The organism is Streptococcus mitis SK575 (genome assembly GCF_000257865.1).
In the GTDB taxonomy this organism is placed as follows: domain Bacteria; phylum Bacillota; class Bacilli; order Lactobacillales; family Streptococcaceae; genus Streptococcus; species Streptococcus mitis_CQ.
In genome coordinates this window covers 1-14,902 of sequence record NZ_AICU01000073.1, presented here as the reverse complement: position 1 = coordinate 14,902, position 14,902 = coordinate 1, and the positions used below count along the sequence as shown (strand labels likewise).

Annotated in this window: 16 protein-coding genes; 13 read left to right on the top strand and 3 right to left on the bottom strand. The window is 42.7% G+C overall.

Features of this window, described 5'->3' with window-relative positions; all coding sequences use genetic code 11:
- The 11 genes from HMPREF1048_RS09090 to tig all read left to right on the top strand — a co-directional run.
- Nucleotides 1-337 (top strand): LPXTG cell wall anchor domain-containing protein (locus HMPREF1048_RS09090; protein ID WP_000629271.1); only part of this gene is annotated, 337 nt, incomplete at its 5' end.
- A gap of 208 nt (nt 338-545) precedes the next feature.
- Nucleotides 546-1,355 carry a PspC-like choline-binding domain-containing protein gene (locus HMPREF1048_RS09085; protein ID WP_000691498.1) on the top strand — a complete coding sequence of 270 codons (810 nt, stop codon included), beginning with the start codon at nt 546-548 and terminating at the stop codon, nt 1,353-1,355.
- Nucleotides 1,356-1,476: 121 nt separating this feature from the next.
- Complete coding sequence (gene mvk / locus HMPREF1048_RS09080) at nt 1,477-2,355, top strand: mevalonate kinase (RefSeq protein WP_000162722.1); 879 nt, start codon at nt 1,477-1,479, stop codon at nt 2,353-2,355.
- Nucleotides 2,337-3,290, top strand: a complete 954-nt coding sequence (gene mvaD, locus HMPREF1048_RS09075; protein WP_000375364.1) for a diphosphomevalonate decarboxylase — start codon at nt 2,337-2,339, stop codon at nt 3,288-3,290. The genes mvk and mvaD overlap by 19 nt, the downstream gene beginning before the upstream one ends.
- Nucleotides 3,277-4,284, top strand: a complete 1,008-nt coding sequence (locus HMPREF1048_RS09070; RefSeq protein WP_000562408.1) for a phosphomevalonate kinase — start codon at nt 3,277-3,279, stop codon at nt 4,282-4,284. Before mvaD ends, HMPREF1048_RS09070 begins: the two co-directional genes overlap by 14 nt.
- The gene (gene fni / locus HMPREF1048_RS09065) at nt 4,268-5,278 is read left to right on the top strand and encodes a type 2 isopentenyl-diphosphate Delta-isomerase (RefSeq protein WP_000210638.1); all 1,011 of its coding nucleotides are present in this window, start codon (nt 4,268-4,270) and stop codon (nt 5,276-5,278) included. The genes HMPREF1048_RS09070 and fni overlap by 17 nt, the downstream gene beginning before the upstream one ends.
- 76 nt (nt 5,279-5,354) lie before the next feature.
- Nucleotides 5,355-6,053 carry a cell wall-active antibiotics response protein LiaF gene (gene liaF, locus HMPREF1048_RS09060; RefSeq protein ID WP_001224654.1) on the top strand — a complete coding sequence of 233 codons (699 nt, stop codon included), beginning with the start codon at nt 5,355-5,357 and terminating at the stop codon, nt 6,051-6,053.
- Entirely contained in the window at nt 6,050-7,045 is a 996-nt protein-coding gene (locus HMPREF1048_RS09055) for an envelope stress sensor histidine kinase LiaS (protein ID WP_000743696.1), read from the top strand. The genes liaF and HMPREF1048_RS09055 overlap by 4 nt, the downstream gene beginning before the upstream one ends.
- Nucleotides 7,046-7,058: 13 nt before the next feature.
- Nucleotides 7,059-7,691: a response regulator transcription factor gene (locus HMPREF1048_RS09050; RefSeq protein WP_000698441.1), complete on the top strand. Its 633-nt coding sequence runs from the start codon at nt 7,059-7,061 to the stop codon at nt 7,689-7,691.
- Nucleotides 7,692-8,357: a DNA alkylation repair protein gene (locus HMPREF1048_RS09045; RefSeq protein ID WP_000059640.1), complete on the top strand. Its 666-nt coding sequence runs from the start codon at nt 7,692-7,694 to the stop codon at nt 8,355-8,357.
- Nucleotides 8,358-8,440: 83 nt separating this feature from the next.
- The gene (tig, locus tag HMPREF1048_RS09040; protein WP_000116487.1) at nt 8,441-9,724 is read left to right on the top strand and encodes a trigger factor; all 1,284 of its coding nucleotides are present in this window, start codon (nt 8,441-8,443) and stop codon (nt 9,722-9,724) included.
- Between the two features lie 47 nt (nt 9,725-9,771).
- On the opposite strand, the gene recD2 is transcribed toward tig, so the two are convergent.
- The 3 genes from recD2 to rnhC form a co-directional block, all read right to left on the bottom strand.
- Nucleotides 9,772-12,138: an SF1B family DNA helicase RecD2 gene (gene recD2, locus HMPREF1048_RS09035; RefSeq protein WP_000454515.1), complete on the bottom strand. Its 2,367-nt coding sequence runs from the start codon at nt 12,136-12,138 to the stop codon at nt 9,772-9,774.
- Nucleotides 12,139-12,381: 243 nt separating this feature from the next.
- Complete coding sequence (gene lepB / locus HMPREF1048_RS09030) at nt 12,382-12,996, bottom strand: signal peptidase I (protein WP_004245100.1); 615 nt, start codon at nt 12,994-12,996, stop codon at nt 12,382-12,384.
- Between the two features lie 3 nt (nt 12,997-12,999).
- Entirely contained in the window at nt 13,000-13,881 is an 882-nt protein-coding gene (rnhC, locus tag HMPREF1048_RS09025; protein WP_000146883.1) for a ribonuclease HIII, read from the bottom strand.
- Between the two features lie 86 nt (nt 13,882-13,967).
- Between rnhC and zapA the strand changes: the two genes are divergently transcribed.
- Nucleotides 13,968-14,270, top strand: a complete 303-nt coding sequence (gene zapA, locus HMPREF1048_RS09020; protein WP_000002019.1) for a cell division protein ZapA — start codon at nt 13,968-13,970, stop codon at nt 14,268-14,270.
- On the top strand, nt 14,267-14,815 hold the full coding sequence (locus HMPREF1048_RS09015; RefSeq protein ID WP_000624509.1) for a CvpA family protein: 549 nt from the start codon (nt 14,267-14,269) through the stop codon (nt 14,813-14,815). Before zapA ends, HMPREF1048_RS09015 begins: the two co-directional genes overlap by 4 nt.
- The last annotated feature ends 87 nt before the right edge of the window (nt 14,816-14,902 follow it).

Sequence of the window (14,902 nt, the reverse complement as noted above, 5' to 3'; positions counted from 1 at the left end):
CGCTAAGAAAGTATTTGCCAATGCAGACGCAAGTCAAGCAGAAGTGGATGCAATGGTGAAACGTATCGAAGACTTCATGGCGAAAGTTGCTCCAGCAACTAATCATGTAACTCCAGCTAATGACCAAGCTGCTCAAACACCAGCTGTAGCTCCAGCTACAACTCAAGCAGCAGCTAATGCTAGCCAAGAAGCAGCAGCAAATGCGCGTAAAGCAGCTAAAGAATTACCAAATACAGGTACAGCAGATTCTACTGTAGCTATGGTAGCCGCTGCCGCAAGTGCATTACTTGGCCTTGGTCTTGCAGGCCGTCGTCGTAAAGAAGACGAAGAAGCTTAATTGGTAGATTATTTGATAAATATCAGATGATGAATCCGATTTTCAAAGCTTAGACAAGTATCTCTCATAAGAAAATCTCCTAGCAGGGAAGCCTGCTAGGAGATTTTACTAGTGACTCAAATGATAGTTCATTATTATATGATTTTAAAGCCGTAATATTGACATACAATTTAATTTTTGCTAGAATCCTTGCAGGAGGATAAGTCTAATGAAAATAATAAAAAAATTGATGCAAATCGCATTAGCAGTCTTTTTCTTTGGTTTGCTAGCGACAAGTGCAGTATTGGCGGATGATGCTGATTCAGAAGGTTGGCAATTTGTCCAAGAAAATGGTAGAACCTACTACAAGAAGGGGGAACTCAAAGAAACCTACTGGCGAGTGATTGATGGTAAGTACTATTATTTTGATCCTTTATCTGGAGAGATGGTTGTCGGCTGGCAATATATACCTGCTCCACACGAAGGGGTTACGATTGGTTCTTCTATAAGGCAAGATATTGCTTTTAGACCAGATTGGTTTTACTTTGGTCAAGATGGGGTACTACAAGAATTTGTTGGTAAGCAAGTTTTAGAAGCAAAAACAGCTACAAATGTCAACAAGCATCATGGGGAACAATATAATAGTCCAGCAGAGAAACGAGTCTATTATTTTGAAGATCAGCGTAGCTATCACACTTTAAAAACTGGTTGGATTTATGACGAGGGACACTGGTATTATTTACAGAAGGATGGTAATTTCGATGCTCGTATCGACAGTTTAACGGTTGGGGAGCTAGTGCGTGGCTGGACCAATGATAACTCAACTTGGTACTATTTAGATCCAACAACTGGCATCATGCAAACAGGTTGGCAATACCTTGGTAACAAGTGGTATTATCTTCGTTCATCAGGAGCTATGACAACTGGCTGGTTCCAGGTCGGTAGTAAATGGTACTATGCTTATAGCTCAGGTGCTTTAGCAGTGAATACCACTGTAGAAGGCTATTCTGTCAACTATAATGGTGAATGGATTCAATAATGAAAGAGGCGATTGTAAAGGAAACAATCGCTTTTTTTGTGAAAATATAATAAAATAGATAGGAAAGAATAAATACTTGTATGAAAAATGGGACGGCTTATTCGTCTAGTAAAAGGAAAATATGACAAAAAAACTTGGTGTCGGTCAGGCGCATAGTAAGATTATTTTAATAGGGGAGCATGCGGTCGTTTACGGTTATCCTGCCATTTCTATGCCACTTTTGGAGGTAGAGGTGACTTGTAAGGTAGTTCCTGCAGCGAGTCCTTGGCGCCTCTATGAGGAGGATACTTTGTCTATGGCAGTTTATGCTTCGCTGGAGTATTTGGCTATCAAAGAGGCTTGCATTCGCTGTGAGATTGACTCGGCTATTCCTGAAAAACGGGGAATGGGTTCGTCAGCAGCTATCAGCATAGCGGCCATTCGTGCGGTATTTGACTACTATCAGGCAGAACTGCCTCATGATGTACTAGAAATCTTGGTCAATCGGGCTGAAATGATTGCCCATATGAATCCTAGTGGTTTGGATGCTAAGACCTGTCTAAGTGACCAGCCTATTCGCTTTATTAAGAACGTAGGATTTACAGAGCTTGAGATGGATTTATCGGCCTTTTTGGTGATTGCCGATACGGGCGTTTATGGTCATACCCGTGAAGCCATCCAAGTGGTTCAAAACAAGGGCAAGGATGCCTTACCGTTTTTGCATGCCTTGGGAGAATTGACCCAGCGGGCAGAAGATGCGATTTTACAAAAAGATGCTGAAGGACTGGGACAAATCCTCAGTCAAGCGCATTTGCATTTAAAAGAAATCGGAGTCAGTAGCACTGAGGCAGATTCTTTGGTTGAAACGGCTCTTAGCTATGGTGCTCTGGGTGCCAAGATGAGTGGTGGTGGGCTTGGAGGCTGTATCATAGCCTTGGCAGACAATTTGATAGACGCACAAGAACTAGCAGAAAGATTAGAAGAGAAAGGAGCTGTTCAGACATGGATCGAAAGCCTGTAACAGTACGTTCCTACGCAAATATTGCTATTATCAAATATTGGGGAAAGAAAAAAGAAAAAGAGATGGTTCCTGCTACTAGCAGTATTTCTCTAACTTTGGAAAATATGTACACAGAGACGACCTTGTCGCCTCTACCAGCTCATGCGACGGCTGATGCCTTTTATATCAATGGTCAGCTACAAAATGAGGCGGAGCATGCCAAGATGAGTAAGATTATTGACCGCTACCGTCCAGCTGGTGAGGGCTTTGTCCGTATCGATACTCAAAACAATATGCCTACGGCAGCGGGCCTGTCCTCAAGTTCTAGTGGTTTGTCTGCCCTAGTCAAGGCTTGCAATGCCTATTTCAAGCTTGGATTGGATAGAAGCCAGTTAGCGCAGGAAGCTAAGTTTGCCTCAGGTTCTTCTTCTCGGAGTTTTTATGGACCACTAGGTGCTTGGGATAAGGATAGTGGGGAAATTTACCCTGTAGAGACAGACTTGAAACTAGCTATGATTATGTTGGTCTTGGAGGACAAGAAAAAACCAATCTCTAGTCGTGATGGGATGAAACTCTGTGTGGAAACTTCGACGACCTTTGATGACTGGGTCCGTCAGTCTGAGAAAGACTATCAGGATATGCTGGTTTATCTCAAGGAAAATGATTTTGCCAAGGTTGGGGAATTGACTGAAAAAAATGCCCTGGCTATGCACGCTACGACAAAAACAGCATCACCAGCCTTTTCTTATCTGACCGATGCATCTTATGAAGCCATGGACTTTGTTCGTCAGCTTCGTGAGCAAGGAGAGGCCTGCTACTTTACTATGGATGCTGGTCCCAATGTCAAGGTCCTCTGTCAGGAGAAAGACTTGGAGCATTTATCAGAAATCTTCGGTCAACGTTATCGCTTGATTGTGTCAAAAACAAAGGATTTGAGCCAAGATGATTGCTGTTAAAACTTGCGGAAAACTCTATTGGGCAGGTGAATATGCTATTCTAGAGCCTGGGCAGTTGGCCTTGATAAAGGCCATTCCCATCTATATGAGGGGAGAGATTGCTTTTTCTGACAGTTATCGTATCTACTCAGACATGTTTGATTTTGCAGTGGACTTGACGCCAAATCCTGCCTACAGCTTGATTCAAGAAACGATTGCTTTAGTGGAAGATTTTCTCATTTATCGTAGGCAGACCTTGCAACCTTTTTCTTTGGAAATTCGAGGGAAAATGGAACGAGAAGGAAAAAAGTTTGGTTTAGGCTCTAGTGGCAGCGTCGTTGTCTTGGTTATCAAGGCTTTGCTGGCTCTGTATAATCTTTCGGTTGATCAGAATCTCTTATTCAAGCTAGCCAGTGCTGTCTTGCTCAAGCGAGGAGATAATGGCTCTATGGGAGACCTTGCCTGTATTGTGACAGAAGATTTGGTTCTCTACCAGTCATTTGATCGTCAGAAGGTGGCTACTTGGTTGGAAGAAGAAAACTTGGCGACAGTTCTAGAGCGTGATTGGGGCTTTTCTATCTCACAAGTGCAACCAGTCCTAGAATGCGATTTCCTAGTGGGATGGACCAAGGAAGTAGCTGTGTCTAGTGATATGGTCAAGCAAATCAAGCAGAACATAAATTCGAATTTTTTAAATTCCTCAAAAAAAACGGTGGCTGCTTTAGTAGAAGCCTTGGAGCAGGGGGAAACTGAAAAAATTATCGAGCAGGTAGAAAGAGCCAGCAAGCTCTTAGAAGGCTTGAGCGCAGATATTTACACTCCTTCGCTTAGACAGTTGAAAAAAGCCAGTCAAGATTTGCAAGCTGTTGCTAAGAGTAGCGGCGCTGGTGGTGGTGACTGTGGTATTGCCTTGAGTTTTAATGCGCAATCAACCGAAACCTTAAAAAATCGTTGGCTCAATCTGGGGATTGAGCTCTTATATCAAGAAAGGATAGGACATGACGACAAATCGTAAGGACGAGCATATCCGCTATGCCCTTGAGCAGAAAAGTTCCTATAATAGCTTTGATGAGGTGGAGCTGATTCATTCTTCCCTGCCTCTTTACGATCTGGATGAAATCGATCTTTCGACAGAATTTGCTGGTCAAAAGTGGGACTTTCCTTTTTATATCAATGCCATGACGGGTGGAAGCGATAAGGGAAGAGAAATCAATCAAAAGCTAGCTCAGGTAGCAGAAGCCTGTGAGATTTTGTTTGTGACGGGTTCTTATAGCGCAGCCCTCAAAGATCCAGCAGATGACTCTTTTTCTGTCAAGTCTGATCATCCAAATCTTCTCCTTGGTACTAATATTGGATTAGACAAACCTGTTGAGTTCGGTCTTCAGACTGTAGAAGAGATGAAACCTCTCCTCCTGCAGGTGCATGTCAATGTCATGCAGGAATTACTCATGCCCGAGGGAGAAAGAACGTTCAGAAACTGGCAATCGCATCTAGCAGACTATAGCAAGCAAATCCCCATTCCTATTGTTCTCAAGGAAGTAGGCTTTGGAATGGATGTCAAGACCATTGAGAGAGCCTATGAACTAGGTGTTCGTACAGTGGACCTCTCGGGTCGTGGTGGTACCAGCTTTGCCTACATTGAAAATCGTCGCAGTGGCCAGCGTGATTACCTCAATCAATGGGGTCAGTCCACCATGCAGGCCCTTCTCAATGCCCAAGAATGGAAAGACAAGGTCGAACTCTTGGTCAGTGGAGGCGTTCGGAATCCGCTGGATATGATTAAGTGCTTGGTCTTTGGTGCCAAAGCCGTGGGACTGTCTCGAACAGTTCTAGAATTGGTTGAAACCTACACAATTGAAGAAGTGATCGGCATTATCCAAGGCTGGAAAGCAGATCTACGCTTGATCATGTGTGCCCTTAATTGTGCCACCATAGCAGATCTGCAAAAAGTAGACTATCTTCTATATGGAAAATTAAAAGAAGCAAATGATCAGATGAAAAAGGCGTAACCACCGCCTTTTTTCCATCTGCAGACCGAGGTGACTTTTTTGAATTGTGATAAAATAGAGGGGAGAGGATGAACCTATGAGAAAATTTAAAATCTTTTTATTTATTGAAGCCTGTCTTTTGACAGGAGCTCTGATTTTGATGGTTTCAGAGCATTTTTCGCGTTTTCTGCTGATTCTATTCCTCTTTTTGCTTTTGATTCGTTATTACACTGGTAAAGAGAGCAATAATCTTCTGTTAGTAGTGGCAAGCATTCTCTTCTTTTTCATCGTCATGCTCAATCCTTTTGTGATTCTAGCTATTTTTGTTGCGGTTATCTATAGCCTCTTTCTTCTTTATCCGATGATGAACCAGGAAAAAGAGCAGACCAATTTGGTTTTTGAAGAGGTGGTGACGATTAAGAAGGAGAAAAATCGTTGGTTCGGGAACCTCCATCATTTTTCAAGCTACCAGACTTGCCAGTTTGATGATATCAATCTCTTTCGCCTCATGGGTAAGGACACTATTCATCTGGAGAGGGTCATCCTAACCAATCACGATAATGTCATTATCCTCAGAAAGATGGTAGGGACGACTAAAATCATTGTGCCTGTAGATGTGGAAGTCAGTCTCAGCGTTAACTGTCTCTATGGTGATTTGACTTTCTTCAACCAGCCAAGGCGAGCCCTCCGCAATGAACACTATCATCAAGAAACAAGAGACTATCTCAAGAGTAACAAGAGTGTCAAGATTTTCTTGACCACTATGATTGGAGATGTGGAGGTGGTCAGAGGATGAAAAAACAAGCCTATGTAATGATTGCTCTCACCTCCTTATTATTTGTCTTATTTTTCTCCCATAGCTTGTTGGAAATCCTTGACTTTGACTGGTCTATTTTCTTGCACGATGTCGAAAAAATAGAAAAATTTGTCTTTTTGTTGTTGGTATTCAGCATGTCCATGACCTGTCTCTTAGCCCTGTTTTGGAGAGGTGTTGAAGAGCTTTCTCTAAGAAAGATGCAGGCTAATCTCAAGCGTTTATTGGCAGGGAAAGAAGTGGTTCAAGTTGCAGATCCAGATTTGGATGCCAGTTTCAAGTCCTTATCTGTCAAACTCAATCTCTTGACAGAGACTCTTCAAAAGGCTGAAAATCACAGCCTTGCTCAGGAAGAGAAAATCATCGAGAAGGAACGGAAGCGGATTGCTCGGGATTTGCACGATACAGTCAGTCAGGAGTTGTTTGCGGCCCACATGATTTTATCAGGCGTCAGTCAGCAGGCTTTGAAATTGGATAGAGAAAAGATACAGACCCAGTTGCAGAGTGTCACAGCTATTTTAGAAACAGCCCAGAAGGATTTGCGGGTCTTACTCTTGCATTTGCGACCAGTTGAACTGGAGCAGAAGAGTCTGGTTGAAGGGATTCAAATTCTCTTAAAAGAGCTTGAGGATAAGAGTGATCTTAAGGTTAGTTTCAAGCAAAATGTGACGAAATTGCCTAAGAAAATCGAGGAGCATATCTTCCGTATTCTGCAAGAATTGATCAGCAATACCCTTCGCCATGCCCAGGCCTCTTGTTTGGATGTCTATCTCTATCAGACGGATCTTGAATTGCAGCTGAAGGTGGTGGACAATGGGATTGGTTTCCAGTTGGGGAGTTTAGATGACCTGAGTTATGGACTCCGCAATATCAAGGAGCGGGTTGAAGATATGGCAGGGACGGTTCAGTTATTGACAGCTCCCAAGCAAGGGCTGGCAGTTGATATCCGTATTCCCTTGTTAGATAAGGAATGACAAAGGAGTAAAGATGAAAATTTTACTAGTAGATGACCATGAAATGGTCCGATTGGGCTTGAAAAGCTACTTTGACCTCCAAGACGATGTAGAAGTTGTGGGTGAGGCGTCCAACGGGTCTCAAGGGATTGAGTTGGCATTGGAATTGCGTCCGGATGTCATTGTCATGGATATTGTCATGCCTGAGATGAATGGAATTGACGCGACCTTGACCATCCTTAAAGAATGGCCTGAAGCCAAGATTTTGATTGTGACTTCGTACTTGGACAATGAAAAAATTATGCCCGTATTGAATGCTGGTGCCAAAGGCTATATGCTCAAGACTTCAAGTGCAGACGAATTACTTCATGCCGTCCGTAAGGTGGCTGCTGGCGAGTTGGCCATTGAGCAAGAGGTCAGCAAGAAGGTCGAATACCACCGCAATCACATAGAACTACATGAGGACTTGACTGCGCGTGAGCGAGATGTTCTCCAACTCATCGCCAAGGGCTACGAAAATCAGCGTATCGCAGACGAACTTTTTATCTCTCTCAAGACGGTCAAGACCCACGTGTCCAACATCCTAGCTAAGCTTGAGGTCAGTGATCGCACTCAGGCAGCAGTCTATGCCTTTCAGCACCACTTGGTAGGGCATGAGGACTTTTAGATGAGTCTAACAGATTTACTTGAGGAGTTAGAAGCAGCAAAAAATCCTAAAAAAGCAGGGCCTATGGAGACCTATATGCGCCATCAATTTTCCTTTCTAGGCGTTGCGGCGCCAGAAAGAAATAAACTCTATAAAAAATACTTTCCAGAAGAGAAAAAAACAAAGATTATCGATTGGGATTTTGTAGATACTTGCTGGGAAAAAGAGTCTAGAGAATACCAGTATGTGGCTGCCAATTATTTGAAAGCCATGCAGTCTTATCTAAAGGACAGCGATTTGCCTAAGCTAGAGCAGTTGGTTGTTACCAAGTCTTGGTGGGATACGGTGGATATCCTAGATCGAGTAGTAGGGAGTTTGGTGTATGAGAAGCAGGAACTGGAAAAAATAATCCTCCAATGGAGCCTGTCAGACAATATCTGGTTGAGACGCGTCGCTATTGACCACCAGTTGTTAAGAAAAGAGAAGACCAATGTTCAATTACTGGAAAAGATTCTGTTTCATAATTTGAATCAAACAGAATTCTTTATCAATAAAGCCATTGGCTGGGCTCTGAGAGACTACTCCAAAACGAATCCAGCTTGGGTAGCATGCTTCATTGAGAAAAACAAGGAAAGAATGGCTGAACTTAGTATCAAAGAAGCGAGCAAGTACCTCTCCCATCATTGAAAAGCACATTCATTACTTGAAAAAAGTCGCTCATTTATGTTATAATAGACTGTATTTAAAAAATTTTAAGGAGAAATGACAGAATGTCTGTATCATTTGAAAACAAAGAAACAAACCGTGGTGTCTTGACTTTCACTATCTCTCAAGACCAAATCAAACCAGAATTGGACCGTGTCTTCAACTCAGTGAAGAAATCTCTTAATGTTCCAGGTTTCCGTAAAGGTCACCTTCCACGCCCTATCTTCGACAAAAAATTTGGTGAAGAATCACTTTACCAAGACGTTATGAACGCTCTTTTGCCAAACGCTTATGAAGCAGCTGTAAAAGAAGCTGGTCTTGAAGTGGTTGCTCAACCAAAAATTGATGTAACTTCAATGGAAAAAGGTCAAGATTGGGTTATCACTGCTGAAGTTGTTACAAAACCTGAAGTAAAATTGGGTGACTACAAAAACCTTGAAGTATCAGTAGATGTAGAAAAAGAAGTAACTGATGCTGACGTTGAAGAGCGTATCGAACGCGAACGCAACAACTTGGCTGAATTGGTTATCAAGGAAGCTGCTGCTGAAAACGGCGACACTGTTGTCATTGACTTCGTTGGTTCTATCGATGGTGTTGAATTTGATGGCGGAAAAGGTGAAAACTTCTCGCTTGGACTTGGTTCAGGTCAATTCATCCCAGGTTTCGAAGACCAATTGGTAGGTCACTCAGCTGGTGAAACTGTTGATGTTATCGTAACATTCCCAGAAGACTACCAAGCAGAAGACCTTGCAGGTAAAGAAGCTAAATTCGTGACAACTATCCATGAAGTAAAAGCTAAAGAAGTTCCAGCTCTTGACGATGAACTTGCAAAAGACATCGACGAAGAAGTTGAAACACTTGCTGAATTGAAAGAAAAATACCGCAAAGAATTGGCTGCTGCTAAAGAAGAAGCTTACAAAGATGCAGTTGAAGGTGCAGCAATTGATAAAGCTGTAGAAAACGCTGAAATCGTAGAACTTCCAGAAGAAATGATTCACGAAGAAGTTCACCGCTCAGTAAACGAATTCCTTGGAAACTTGCAACGTCAAGGTATCAACCCTGACATGTACTTCCAAATCACTGGAACTACTCAAGAAGACCTTCACAATCAATATCAAGCAGAAGCTGAGTCACGTACTAAGACTAACCTTGTTATCGAAGCAGTTGCCAAAGCTGAAGGATTTGATGCTTCAGAAGAAGAAATCCAAAAAGAAGTTGAGCAATTGGCTGCAGACTACAACATGGAAGTTGAACAAGTACAAAGCTTGCTTTCAGCTGATATGTTGAAACACGATATCACAATCAAAAAAGCTGTTGAATTGATCACAAGCACAGCAACAGTTAAATAATCTTAATAAACAAAAATCCCACCTGAATTGGTGGGTTTTCTGATGCACTATTTTCCAAAAATCTCTTTGAGGTCTGCGTCTGTAATCCCAATCATGGCCGGGATGCTGTCCCAGTTTTCTTCGGTCAGGATGTAGGATTGTTCAGTTGCACTTGATGTGGCAGTTTCAGAGATAGCTGGTTGCTTTTCTTCAACATTCTCCAATAAATCACTGAAGCGTTCAATCAGATAGGTTTTTCGGGCAGTTCCGATATGTTGAGTAGCATAATCAAAGGCCTGTAACTCGCCTAGTAAGATAAGCTTGCTTTTGGCGCGTGTAATGGCTGTATAGATGAGATTGCGCTCCAGCATACGCCTACTAGCACTAGTGATAGGTAGGATGACAACAGGGAACTCACTTCCCTGTGATTTATGGATGCTCATGGCATAGGCCAAACGAATCTTGTACCATTCGTTACGTGGGTAAGAGACCTCGTTGCCATCAAAATCAATGACAATTTCGTCTTGTTTCGACTCGGTGTATTTACCAGGAATCAGGTCTGTGATAGCTCCCAAATCTCCATTAAAGACATTGATTTCAGCATCGTTGACCAAGTGAATGACCTTGTCTCCCTTGCGATAGTGGCACTGGGGAGCTTCAAAACTGAGTTGGTCTTTTTGTGGTGGATTGAGCAGGTCTTGCATGAGCTGGTTGATAGCATCAATCCCTGCTGTCCCTCGGTACATGGGAGCCAGAACTTGGATATCACGGGCAGGGATGCCACTTCTGAGGGCAGCGCCTAAGATCTTTTCAATAGTAGCAGGGATATGACCACTAGCGATTTCAAAGTAGGAACGGTCTGCTTTTTTCTGGGTGAAATCAGCTGGCAAGATGCCCTGTCGAATCTGACTAGCTAGGGTGACGATGGTTGATTCTTCGCTTTGCCGGTAAATTTTTTCCAAGCGAGTCTGAGGAATCAAAGGAATATGAAGCAGATCCGCTAGAACCTGTCCAGGACTGACAGACGGTAGCTGGTCACTGTCTCCCACGATGAGAATTTTACTGTTAGAAGAGATGTTTGAGAAGAGTTGGTTGGCCAGCCAAGTATCCACCATGGAAAATTCATCCACGATGATAAAGTCAGCATCCAGATAATCTTCCAGATGACTGGTATCATCATCACCTGTCATTCCTAAATGACGGTGTATGGTCGCGCTTGGCAAGCCTGTCAATTCATTCATACGTCGAGCAGCTCGACCAGTTGGAGCAGCAAGAAGAATGGGCAAATTGCTTTTTTTCCTGAGGTCAAGTCCTTCTAAAAGGGCATAAACAGCGATGATCCCATTGATAACCGTTGTCTTACCAGTACCAGGGCCACCTGTCAGGATAAAGACCTTGTTCTGGATAGCATCACAGATAGCTTGTTTTTGAATGCTATCATACTCAATCTCTAGCTCTTCCTCGACAGTAGTGATATGTTTTTGAATGGTTTCTAAATCTTGGCTCTTCTGTTTTCCTTTTTCAAGGATACGAACCAAGTGACTACGGATGCCTTCCTCAGCGAAAAAGAGACTATTATCAAAGATTTTTGTATCAACCTGCTGAACCTTGTCTTCTTCAATCAGGTACGAGAGTTCTTGGGCCACTTGGCTGGGGTCCAGTTCCACGGGGCGGGAAGACTCAAGGAGAGTAAGGGTTTGTTCTAGCAGATCCCGTGCTTCAACATAGGTGTCCCCTGTTTCCATACAGGTCTGAAAAAGACTATGAACTAGACCGGCGCGGAAGCGCTCAGGAGCCTGACTTTCGATGCCTAGTTCTTCCGCTAATTGGTCAGCAATAGTAAAACCCAAGCCCTTGATATCCTCAACTAGCTGGTAGGGATAATTTTCAACCACATCAAGGGTTTCTTCTTTGTAAAAGTCTTGAATCTGAAAGGCTAATTTATTGGGAATACCGTAGTTGGCTAGTTTGGCTAAAACCATCTCCGTTCCGTAGTTGAGACGGAGGGTAGAGACGAAAGCCTCGCGATTTTTTGCAGATAGTCCTGCAATGCCTTCTAGCTTTTCTGGGTGTTGCAAAATTTCGTCAATGGTATTGTCGCCATAGGTATCCACGATTTTCTGAGCTGTCTTGAGACCAATTCCCTTGAAATGGCTACTTGAAAAGTACTTGACCAAGCCCTTGCTAGTTGGTTTTGCGCGTTCATAACGACTGATTTGCAGTTGTTCCCCATACTTGGAGTGCTGGACAATTTGTCCCCAAAAAGTATAGTCTTCTCCCTCAATCACATCAGCCATGGTGCCGGTGACAATAATTTCAAAATCATCAAAATCTTCTGCGTCCGTATCGTCGATTTCTAGGAGGAGGATACGATAAAAATTGCTGGGATTTTCAAAAATAATCCGTTCAATGGTTCCTGAAAAATAAACTTCCATAAGATTCCTTTGCATAAATAGGTGAGAGTTAATACTCTTCGAAAATCTCTTCAAACCACGTCAGCTTCCATCTGCAACCTCAAAACACTGTTTTGAGCAACCTGCGGCTAGCTTCCTAGTTTGCTCTTTGATTTTCATTGAGTATAACTTTGTTTCTATCTTAATCAAACTGGATAGTGAATAATCATCTTCTCACGATAGAAGAAGAGGCTGAGATTGGTGATTCTCGGCCTCTTAGGATTCTTAAAATGTTCCGATACGGGTGATTGGCCAGAAGCGGAATTTAGCTTCTCCTGTGATATCTTTTGCTTTAAAAGTTCCTACGTGGCGGCTGTCGCTCGAAACCAAGCGGTCATCTCCGAGGAGAAGGTATTCTCCTTCTGGAACAGTAAAGCTAAAATTGGTATTGTAGTTGACATCAACTGTGAAGGCTTGAGCTTTTTCAGCGATACTTCTAAAGAAAGTTCCTTTATTTCCTTCAAAGCCCTTGCCTGAGTATGTGCTTTGGAGTTTGTCATCCTTGAAACGTTTGATGTAGTCAGCTAGGTAAGGCTCATCCGTCTCTTTATCATTGATGTAAAGTTTATCGTTTTCGTAACGGATGGTGTCGCCAGGCATTCCGATGACACGCTTGACGATGTCCTTATTGCCATCTTCCTCATGGGCCACCACGATATCAAAACGGTCAATAGGGAGGTGCTTAACGACAAAGAGAATTTCGCCATCTGCTAGGGTAGGATCCATGGAGTGGCCTTCTACGCGGACATTACTCCAAAAAAAGATACGGCTCAAAGCTAGTAATGACAGAATCAGGAGGAATAATCCCCACTCTTTTAGGAAATTTTTAAATGAATTCATAATTTACCTTTCTAAGCGTTTTTTCGCTTTTTCAGTATTTTTAAAGTGCAATTTGGCGCAGAAATTGAGTCCCTGCATACCATAGGCTTGTAAAATCTGGCTAGCTACCTTATCAGAAGCCGTTCCAGCTCCACTTGGAAGTTGATAGCCCAGTTCTCGTCCCAGATTTTCAAGATTTTCAAGAAAGAGATCACGCGCAATGATAGAAGAAACTGCTACAGCCAAGTATTTGCCCTCAGCCTTTTCTTCTAAGCTGATAGGATTGCTGAAACGATTGGCCTCTTGTGCCAAGTACTTGTCATAATTTTTAGCACTGGTAAAGGCATCAATCACAATTTTCTCAGGTTGAATGCCTTTTTGAAGGAGGAGATAGATAGCCTGATTATGGAGGGCAACCTTAACCGAAACAGCATTGTAGCGGTCTCCGATGACCTCGTTGTACTTGCTTGGTGAGAGAAGCAGTGCCTGATGTTGGATTTTTTCCTTGAGGATAGGGGCAATCTGACGGATTTTTAGGTCGGTCAGAGTCTTGGAATCCCCCACACCGAGTTTTCGCAAGAAGTCATGCTGGTCGGGTGTGACAAAGGAAGCCACAACTGCAAGTCCACCAAAGTAGGAACCATTTCCAACCTCATCCGTCCCAATCAAAGGAAGATTTTGTCCGCTGTTTTCCTCTAGAACTTGATAGCCAAAGAAACAGGCGTACTTCTCAGCTCCTTCACCCTGAAGCAAGACCTTTCCAGAAGTATAGATAGAAACCGTTGCCTGAGGTAGTCGCAAAAAGTAGCGAATATAGGGATTCTTGCTGGGAGCCAGACTGGTTTGATAGTGTTCAAGGAAAGCCTGAATCTCCTTTTCACTTGGTGTGAGTGTTATACTTGCCATAGTTTCTATTGTACCATAAAAGCAGGCAAATTTGTAAAAACTGACAAAGTTAGCGAATTTTGGTATAATATCGTGAGGTGAATTTTATGGCAAATCTAAATCGATTCAAATTTACATTCGGGAAAAAATCATTAACCTTGACAAGCGAACATGATAATCTCTTTATGGAGGAAATCGCTAAGGTTGCGACAGAAAAATACCAAGCAATTAAAGAACAAATGCCTAGTGCAGATGATGAAACAATCGCTCTTTTGTTGGCAGTCAACTGTTTGTCAACTCAACTCAGCCGTGAGATTGAATTTGATGATAAGGAGCAAGAATTAGAAGAACTGCGCCACAAGCTTGTGACTTGCAAGCAAGAACAGAGCAAGATTGAGGATTCCTTATGATTTCACTCCTTCTTCTATTGGTCTTGGCTTGGGGATTTTATATCGGCTATCGGAGAGGACTGCTCTTACAGGTTTATTACCTGATTTCAGCCATGGCATCGGCTTTTATGGCTGGCCAGTTTTACAAGGGGCTGGGAGAACAATTTCATTTGTTGCTCCCTTATGCAAATCCGCAGGAAGGTCAGGGAACTTTCTTTTTCCCATCGGATCAACTCTTTCAGTTGGATAAGGTCTTTTACGCAGGGATCGGCTACTTGCTTGTATTTGGGATTGTCTATAGCATCGGTCGTTTGCTTGGTCTCCTCTTGCACTTGATTCCTAGTAAAAAACTGGGTGGTAAGTTGTTCCAAGTTTCAGCAGGTATCTTATCCATGTTGGTGACCTTATTTGTATTGCAAATGGCCTTGACAATTTTGGCGACCATCCCCATGGCAGCTATACAAAATCCTCTTGAAAAGAGTATCGTCGCAAAACACATCATCCAGAGCATACCAGTAACAACCAGTTGGCTCAAACAAATCTGGGTGACAAATTTAATCGGATAAAAAGGGCAGGAATTTTCCTAGCCCTTTGTTTACAGATTTGATTGAATGTAAAAAGTTACTACACCTAATACTCAATGAAAATCAAAG

Coding starts and splice junctions, on each gene's coding strand:
- HMPREF1048_RS09085 (WP_000691498.1), top strand. CDS start 546: ATGAAAATAATAAAAAAATTGATGCAAATCGCATTAGCAGTCTTTTTC.
- mvk (WP_000162722.1), top strand. CDS start 1,477: ATGACAAAAAAACTTGGTGTCGGTCAGGCGCATAGTAAGATTATTTTA.
- mvaD (WP_000375364.1), top strand. CDS start 2,337: ATGGATCGAAAGCCTGTAACAGTACGTTCCTACGCAAATATTGCTATT.
- HMPREF1048_RS09070 (WP_000562408.1), top strand. CDS start 3,277: ATGATTGCTGTTAAAACTTGCGGAAAACTCTATTGGGCAGGTGAATAT.
- fni (WP_000210638.1), top strand. CDS start 4,268: ATGACGACAAATCGTAAGGACGAGCATATCCGCTATGCCCTTGAGCAG.
- liaF (WP_001224654.1), top strand. CDS start 5,355: ATGAGAAAATTTAAAATCTTTTTATTTATTGAAGCCTGTCTTTTGACA.
- HMPREF1048_RS09055 (WP_000743696.1), top strand. CDS start 6,050: ATGAAAAAACAAGCCTATGTAATGATTGCTCTCACCTCCTTATTATTT.
- HMPREF1048_RS09050 (WP_000698441.1), top strand. CDS start 7,059: ATGAAAATTTTACTAGTAGATGACCATGAAATGGTCCGATTGGGCTTG.
- HMPREF1048_RS09045 (WP_000059640.1), top strand. CDS start 7,692: ATGAGTCTAACAGATTTACTTGAGGAGTTAGAAGCAGCAAAAAATCCT.
- tig (WP_000116487.1), top strand. CDS start 8,441: ATGTCTGTATCATTTGAAAACAAAGAAACAAACCGTGGTGTCTTGACT.
- recD2 (WP_000454515.1), bottom strand. CDS start 12,138: ATGGAAGTTTATTTTTCAGGAACCATTGAACGGATTATTTTTGAAAAT.
- lepB (WP_004245100.1), bottom strand. CDS start 12,996: ATGAATTCATTTAAAAATTTCCTAAAAGAGTGGGGATTATTCCTCCTG.
- rnhC (WP_000146883.1), bottom strand. CDS start 13,881: ATGGCAAGTATAACACTCACACCAAGTGAAAAGGAGATTCAGGCTTTC.
- zapA (WP_000002019.1), top strand. CDS start 13,968: ATGGCAAATCTAAATCGATTCAAATTTACATTCGGGAAAAAATCATTA.
- HMPREF1048_RS09015 (WP_000624509.1), top strand. CDS start 14,267: ATGATTTCACTCCTTCTTCTATTGGTCTTGGCTTGGGGATTTTATATC.